Consider the following 7,208-nt stretch of genomic DNA (forward strand, 5'->3'; position numbering starts at 1 on the left):
GAGCGATATCGCCCGCAGGGCGATCTGGAAGGCCTTGGCTGCCACCAAGGGCGACTGCGTCGCCCAATCGTTCGGGGCACCCGAACTCCCACAACCCCAGAGTCTGACTCCTACAACCCCAGAACCTCTTCCGGCCCTAGATCACGCTGCCGAGTTCGAAGATGGGCAGGTACATGGAGATCACCAACCCGCCGACCAGCACGCCCAGCACCACGATGATAAAGGGCTCCAGCAGGGAGGTGAGGGCGTCCACCTTGTTGTCCACCTCCTCCTCGTAGTAGTCCGCCACCCGGTTGAGCATGGCATCCAGGGCCCCGGACTCCTCGCCGATGCCGACCATCTGCACCGCCAGCGGCGGGAACTGCTCGGTGAGGCGCATGGCGAAGTGCAGCTGCTGGCCGGTGGCCACGTCCTCGCGCACCTGGCGCACCGCCCGCTCGTAGACCTTGTTGCCGGTGGCCCCGGAGGTGACGTCCAGGGAGTCCACCATGGGCACGCCGGCACCATAGGTGGTGGCCAGCGTCCGCGAATAGCGTGCCACCGCCGACTTGTCGAGAATATCGCCGATCACCGGAATCTTCAGCGACCAGGCGTGCATGCGGTAGGCGAAGCTCTCCGATCGCTTGATGCCCTGGCGGATCAGGAAGATAAAGGCGATAAAGCCCCCCAGGCCCCACAGCCAGTAGGCCTGGGCGAACTCGGAGAGGCGAATGGTCATGCGGGTCATGGCCGGAAGCTCCGCGCCGAAGCCCTGGAACAGTGCCTCGAACTGGGGCACCACCATGATCAGCAGCAGGGCGGTCACGCCGATGCCCACGGCGATCACCGCCGCCGGGTACCAGAGCGCCTTCTTGACCCGTCCCTTGATCGATTCCAGCTTCTCCTTGTAGGCCGCCACCCGGTCGAGCATATGGTCCAGCGAGCCGGAGTGCTCGCCGGCCTCCACCAGGTTGACGAACAGCGGATCGAAATGGTTGGGGTGCTTGCGCATCGCCGCCGAGAGGTTGGTGCCGGCGGTCACGTCGCTCATCAGCTGCTGCACCAGGGCGCTCATGGCGGGCTTCTTGAGGCTTTCCGCCACCACCGACAGGGCCTGCAGCATGGGCACCCCGGCGCGGATCATGGTGGCCATCTGGCGGGCGAAGAGCATGACGTCCCGGGGCTTGATGCGTCCCATGCCGCCCACGCCGCCCTTGCGGCGGATGGTGCGCACGATGATGTTCTGGCCGCTCAGGGTCTTCTCCACCTCGGCGCGGCTGGCGGCGATCAGGCTGCCCTTCACCTTGCGCCCGCTGGGGGCCTTGCCGCTCCACTGCCACTGGTAGAGCTTGGTCTGATGCCTGGCCTGCTGCGCCTTGGCTTGACGTGTCATGGTCGCCATCGCGGCCCCTCCCGATTAGTCCTTGGTGACCCGGTTGACTTCTTCCAGGCTGGTGATGCCCTGCATCACCTTCAGCAGGCCGCTGCGGCGCAGGTCCGGGTGACCCTCGCGGCGCGCCTGGTCGGCGAGTTCCATGGCGTTGCCCTGGCGCATGATCAGCTGGCTGATCGCCTCCGAGACCGGTACCACCTCGTAGATCCCCTCGCGGCCCTTGTAGCCCTGGGTGCAGTGGCGACAGCCCACCGGGTGGTAGATGGTGGCCGAGGCGACCTCCTCCTCGGTGAAACCCTCGGCCAGCAGCGCCTCCCGGGGGATCTCCGCCGGCTGCTTGCAGTGCTTGCACAGCTTGCGGGTCAGCCGCTGGGCGATGATCAGGCTCACGGAACTGGCGATATTGAAGGGCGCCACGCCCATGTTGGCCAGCCGGGTCAGGGTCTCGGAGGCCGAGTTGGTATGCACGGTGGAGAGCACCAGGTGACCGGTCTGGGCCGCCTTGACGGCGATCTCGGCGGTCTCCAGGTCGCGGATCTCGCCGACCATCACCACGTCCGGGTCCTGGCGCAGGAAGGCGCGCAGGGCGCTGGCGAAGTCGAGACCGATCTTGGGCAGCACATTGACCTGGTTGACCCCCGGCACCTTGAGCTCCACCGGGTCCTCGGCGGTGGAGATATTGCGCTCCAGGGTGTTGAGGATATTGATGCCGGTATAGAGGGTCACCGTCTTGCCGCTACCGGTGGGGCCGGTGACCAGGATCATGCCCTGGGGTTCGTCCAGGACCCGCTCGTACATCTCGCGCTGGGTCGGGGTGAAGCCCAGAGCGTCGATGCCCAGCTGCGCCGAGCTGGGGTCGAGGATACGCAGCACGATCTTCTCGCCATAGACAGTGGGCAGGGTGCTGACCCGGAAATCGATGGAGCGGTTGCGCGACAGGCGCATCTTGATGGCGCCGTCCTGGGGCAGACGCCGCTCGGAGATATCGAGCTTCGACATCACCTTGAGGCGGGCGGCGATGCGCTGGCGCATATTGAAGGGCGGGCGTGCCGCCTCCAGCAGGATGCCGTCGATGCGAAAGCGGATGCGGTAGAGTGTCTCGTAGGGCTCGAAATGGATATCCGAGGCGCCGCGGCGAATGGCGTCGAGCAAGATCTTGTTGACGAAGCGCACCACCGGGGCATCGTCGCTGCCGGCGGTCACCGTGGAGGCCTCTCTCTCCGGGTCGTACTCCTCGTAGTCCAGGTTATCGAGGGCCTGGTCGGCTCCCTCCAGCCCCTTCATCATCTCCTGGCTGTCGGCATGGGAGAGGTAGTTCTCCAGGGCCGGACCGAGCTGGTCCATCGGCGCCAGGACCCCCTCCACGTTGAGGCCGGTGGCGAACTGCAGCTCGTCGAGCTGGGCCAGCGTCGACGGGTAGGGCACCGCCACCGTCAGCCGGTGGTCGTGGCGCAGCAGCGGCAGCACCGAGAGCTTGCGCAGCACCTTCTCCGGCATGCTCTCCGCCGGCGGCAGGCTGTCCGGGCGTACCGCGTCCAGGTCGATCAGTGACAGCCCATACTCCCAGGACGCCGCCAGGGCCGCCTGGCGCGGCGTGACCAGGCCGCTCTCGATGACATGGGCCATCAGCGAGACGTCCTCCTCCCGGGCCTCCTCCTCGGCGCGCCGCGCCGCCGCCTCCGAGAGCAGGCCGTCCACCACCAGGCGCCGCGCCAGGCCGCGCAGGTCCGATGCCACCAGGGTGGCGCCGCCCCCCCCGCCTATCGGCCCCGAGGCGGTGCTCTGGGCGACCAGGCTCTGATAATCCACCGACGGCGGATGCGAATCATGCATAACGGCTCCTCGATCCCATGCCCCACCAATCCCCTTAACACTCCCTCACATATCCTAGCCTAGGTCAGTCTAGCGGCTTCCGGCCGTTGACGGCGCCGTTGAGGTCGCCGAAACCGCCCGGGCGGGGCGGGCCTTCCCCGTGCAGATCGCCCTTGCGCGCCTTGATTGTGTAATCTATTGTAAATTTGTGCAACGGAATCGGGTATCACCTCCCTGTCGGACACGCCGGGCCAGCCGGTCCAGCGTTGAAAGGCGGCGACTCCCGACCCGCGGGGGCTGGCTAGACTGCTGGCGTGACCCGGGGCGACCGCAGTGGGACGCGGCGCCGAGGGTCGGCAGGGAACCAGTCGAAGGACGGAAATCGTAAACGGTGTCTCGGTGACGTGAGACTGGACAAGGGCAAGGGGCCGGCTCACGAAACAACAGAGGGGTGATCGTGATGAAACAGCAACAGGGCATTAAAAAGTATGTGAAGACCGGCCAGGGCGGCTTTACCCTGATCGAGCTAATGATCGTGGTGGCGATTATCGGGATCTTGGCGGCACTGGCGATTCCCAGGTACCAGGACTATGTCACTCGCTCCAAGGTCTCGGAAGGCCTGAATCTGGCACAGGCGGCGCGTACGGCGGTAGCTGAGACCTTCTCCTCAACTGGTGCTTTTCCAGTAGATAATGATGAAGCTGGGCTTCCCAGTGCGAACACAATTCGTGGAACTTATGTCGATAGTGTCGAAGTTGGGGGTACTGGGGCTAGTGATGGTGTGATTACTATTACATATACAGATACTGGAGCACCGCTGGATGCAAGTCCAACAATTATACTTATTCCTAGTGAGGAAGATGGCTCAGTAATGTGGTCGTGTGAAGCTGGTACAGGTGGTACTCCGCTTGAGGCGCGACATCTCCCCGCTGAGTGCCGTTAATGTCTATTACGTAAATAAAGGCCGGCGCAACGCCGGCCTTTTTGTTTCTTTGTTATTGCTTGAATCTACTGTTGTAATGGGGTTTCTCCGGGTGGGTGGCGATATTTTCCAGCACCGTCTTGATCTCTCGAAATGCCGGGTAAAGATGAGCTGCATTCCCAGTAATCCGTTTGTCACTGGCGCCTAGCAGGGCTTCACTTTCCAGCATTCTGGCATAAAGAGTGGGGGTGGGAAGGGTGCGTGCACGCTTTTCTGCCCAATTCAGATAGTCCTCGATAACGCCGATAATTCCCAGGTTGGCTGAGCTTTGGAGCTGCTGGCTCATCGAAAGGTATTCGAGATCATGGGGAATTCCCAGGGGGTTGATGGCCTGACCCAAGGCGACCGGATTGTGCCCCCGGGTTTCCAGGTGGATCTTGACTTGCCATAGCGTCTGCAAGTGCGTCGCCATAAAGGCCCACAGTACCGGCACTGCCAGCCAGCCCCCCACCCGAATCCCGAAGGTATAGCGATTGGCCCTTTCCCGGCTGGGCCAGCAGTGCTCGGCGACCAGTCCCAGCAGCAGCAGAAAGGCCAGCCAGTGGGCGATGGAGTGGTAGAAGGGATATTCGGTCATGGCATGCAGGGTCAGCGGCAGCAGCAGGGCGCAGTAAAGCAGCCGCTCGCCACGGGGCCCATGGGCGATGATCCGCCAGAGCACCCAGCCGCCGAAGGCGAGGATCGCCGCCATCGGCAGCAGGCCCCCCTCCACGCCCCAGAGCAGTAGCTCGTTATGCGGATGGGAGTAGTTCTGGGTGATGATGGGGTCGACGATTACCGGCTGGTTGATCGGCAGGCTGGCGCGCCAGTCGGCAAAACTATGCAGGAAGTCGTGCTGGAAGCGTCCATAGCCCCAGCCGCTGAGTGGTTCCTCGAGAATCATCTTCAGGCTATGCAGATAGACCGGCAGCCGCTCTCCACCCCGGGCGAGTTCCCGGGCCGTCAGGCTGTCGCCGCCGGTGGCCGACCAGGGCGCCCACCAGAGCAGCCCCCCCAGGGCGATGCCGAGCCCCAGGGCGCCGGCCCACTGGGCGAATCGGCGGCGGTCCTGGCCATGGAGATGGGCCATGACCAGGGGCAGGGCGAGCAGCGCCGCCAGCCAGCCGGTGCGCGACTGGATCATCAGCACCAGCGCCGGCATCACCAGCGGCGCCAGCAGGATCACCCCGCGTTCCCAGCGCTGGCGGGCCTCGCCATAGAGCCAGGCGGAGATCACCAGGGCGGTGACCAGGAAGCTGGTCATCACATTGACCTGCTGGAAGATGCCATAGGGCCGGCCGTAGTTGGGGTCATAGCCCATCCAGTTGCCCTCGACCAGCCAGTAGCGCTGCGCATAGCCGAAGGCGCTGGCCACCAGGGCACCGAGCAGGATCGCCAGGCCCAGCCACCACCAGTCGCGGCGCTGGAGCCGAAGCTGGGCCAGCCCCAGCAGCAATATGGCCCCCGCCGTGGCGCCCAGCAGGCGCGGGAAGGCGATCATCGAGGCGGGGTTCCAGCTCCACGCGAAGGGCGCCCATAGCGCCAGCAGCAGCAGCCCCACCCCCAGGTGGAAGTGGCTGTAGCGGATCACCCCCCGAGTGGCGGGCCACAGGGCCAGCGCCATCAGCAGGGCGAAGCCCATCCATACCGTGGCGTTGAAGGGCATCCGCAGCCCCGCCCCGCCCATATTGGGAAAGGTGACATGCAGCAGCAGGGTGAAGGTGACGACGGCGGTGGCGATCACCCCGGCCGTCAGGCGTGGGTTGGGCGAACTCGTGGCGGTCATGGCACCCCCTGCGGCAGCTTTGTTATCACTATGTAAGTGGCCAGCTTCCGCCCCCCCAGCGTGGAAGTAAAGCCCCGGGGGACAGACCCCCATTAAGACCGGAATGGCCGGCTTAGCCGGCCATTCTTTTGCCTGCCGCCTGCCGCCTGCCGCCTGTCGCCTGCCGCCTTGGTGTTCAGCTTGCAAGAAGTGCGTCATTGACGCATGATGGTCATCATGTACACAATTATCGAAACTGCCATGTTTCGGCGCTATGCCGAACAGGTGTGGCAAGACGATGAGCGAGAGGCCTTCATTGCCTGGCTTGCCTCGGATCCACTGGTTGGTGATGTCATTCCGGGTACGGGCGGCGTACGCAAGGTGCGTTGGCGGCGCCAGGGAAGTGGCAAGAGAGGTGGCGCACGCGTGATCTATTACAACACCCTCGATAATGGCCAGGTGTGGCTGTTGATCGTGTATTCAAAATCAAAGTTCGACAATCTTCCAACCTCGCTTTTGACACAACTGAAAGAGGAACTGAACCATGGATAAAGAGATGGAACAGTTTGGGCATGATCTGCTCGAATCCGTGCGCCAGATGAAGCGTGGTGAAGCATCCCGGGTAACTCGGGTCGAAGTGCCCATGGCGGCTGAGATTCGCCATCGGCTGGGGCTATCGCAAAAGGAGTTTGCCGAGCTGCTGGACGTTAGCCCTGGCACGTTGCGTGGTTGGGAGCAAGGGCGCCGAGAGCCTACCGGCACTGCGCGTACCTTGCTGCGTGTAGCGGAAAAGCACCCCGAGGCGCTGAGGGATCTCTAATCGGGGACAGCCCCCCATTTCTCGGACCCCCATTTCTCGTGCAACATGTTTCTTCAATTGCAACGAATGAGAATGGTGTTGTTAGGGTAGAGATCCAGGGGATTAATGACGATGTTGATGATGAATTCATCTACATGGTTCCAATGCATAGTTCAACTGTGCAGAAGACAGCTGCAACCGCAGGTCACTTAGGATCAAATTTTCATTCTTGGCTGTGTGGTGCCAGCAACTCTGACGTTGTTCAAGTGCTTCCTGGCTCCTGTAGCATAGCTTTTGGTACAACTGGCAACCCTGCTACACCCACTGGTACATTCTCTGATGGTAGTTGAGGACGGTGGAAATCAGTTGAAATCAGGGACAGACCCCCATAGTTGAAATCAGGGACAGACCCCCATTAATTCTGGTTCTTCGTCACTTCATGTGGATTTGGCCTGATCGGACAAGCGGCCCACGGGGCTGCCAATCAGGTAGATCATCG

Annotated in this window: 6 protein-coding genes; 3 read left to right on the top strand and 3 right to left on the bottom strand. The window is 63.0% G+C overall.

Going from position 1 to position 7,208, the window contains the following annotated elements; all coding sequences use genetic code 11:
* Window positions 1–136 precede the first annotated feature (136 nt).
* Both IHD13_RS17780 and pilB read right to left on the bottom strand, forming a co-directional pair.
* On the bottom strand, window positions 137–1,381 hold the full coding sequence (locus tag IHD13_RS17780; protein ID WP_195862373.1) for a type II secretion system F family protein: 1,245 nt from the start codon (window positions 1,379–1,381) through the stop codon (window positions 137–139).
* A 15-nt stretch (window positions 1,382–1,396) separates the two neighbouring features.
* Window positions 1,397–3,205: a type IV-A pilus assembly ATPase PilB gene (pilB, locus tag IHD13_RS17785; protein ID WP_195862374.1), complete on the bottom strand. Its 1,809-nt coding sequence runs from the start codon at window positions 3,203–3,205 to the stop codon at window positions 1,397–1,399.
* Window positions 3,206–3,644: 439 nt separating this feature from the next.
* On the opposite strand from pilB, the gene IHD13_RS18515 reads away from it, so the two are divergent.
* A complete protein-coding gene (locus IHD13_RS18515; RefSeq protein WP_268246252.1) occupies window positions 3,645–4,127 on the top strand; it encodes a pilin in 483 nt (160 codons plus the stop codon).
* Between the two features lie 52 nt (window positions 4,128–4,179).
* Here the strand turns inward: IHD13_RS18515 and IHD13_RS17795 are convergent, their stop codons facing one another.
* On the bottom strand, window positions 4,180–5,931 hold the full coding sequence (locus IHD13_RS17795) for a PglL family O-oligosaccharyltransferase (protein WP_195862375.1): 1,752 nt from the start codon (window positions 5,929–5,931) through the stop codon (window positions 4,180–4,182).
* Between the two features lie 216 nt (window positions 5,932–6,147).
* Here IHD13_RS17795 and IHD13_RS17800 point away from each other — a divergent pair, with 216 nt between their 5' ends.
* Both IHD13_RS17800 and IHD13_RS17805 read left to right on the top strand, forming a co-directional pair.
* Window positions 6,148–6,462 (top strand): transcriptional regulator, encoded by a 315-nt coding sequence (locus IHD13_RS17800; RefSeq protein WP_195862376.1) that lies wholly within the window; start codon window positions 6,148–6,150, stop codon window positions 6,460–6,462.
* The gene (locus tag IHD13_RS17805; RefSeq protein ID WP_195862377.1) at window positions 6,455–6,730 is read left to right on the top strand and encodes a helix-turn-helix domain-containing protein; all 276 of its coding nucleotides are present in this window, start codon (window positions 6,455–6,457) and stop codon (window positions 6,728–6,730) included. The genes IHD13_RS17800 and IHD13_RS17805 overlap by 8 nt, the downstream gene beginning before the upstream one ends.
* Window positions 6,731–7,208: the final 478 nt, after the last annotated feature.

It is taken from the genome of Halomonas sp. 328, assembly GCF_015645095.1.
GTDB lineage: Bacteria > Pseudomonadota > Gammaproteobacteria > Pseudomonadales > Halomonadaceae > Bisbaumannia.

Bases quoted from the DNA above. Each gene is read 5' to 3' on its own strand.
- IHD13_RS17800 (WP_195862376.1), top strand. From the start codon at position 6,148: ATGTACACAATTATCGAAACTGCCATGTTTCGGCGCTATGCCGAACAG.
- IHD13_RS17780 (WP_195862373.1), bottom strand. From the start codon at position 1,381: ATGGCGACCATGACACGTCAAGCCAAGGCGCAGCAGGCCAGGCATCAG.
- pilB (WP_195862374.1), bottom strand. From the start codon at position 3,205: ATGCATGATTCGCATCCGCCGTCGGTGGATTATCAGAGCCTGGTCGCC.
- IHD13_RS17795 (WP_195862375.1), bottom strand. From the start codon at position 5,931: ATGACCGCCACGAGTTCGCCCAACCCACGCCTGACGGCCGGGGTGATC.
- IHD13_RS18515 (WP_268246252.1), top strand. From the start codon at position 3,645: ATGAAACAGCAACAGGGCATTAAAAAGTATGTGAAGACCGGCCAGGGC.
- IHD13_RS17805 (WP_195862377.1), top strand. From the start codon at position 6,455: ATGGATAAAGAGATGGAACAGTTTGGGCATGATCTGCTCGAATCCGTG.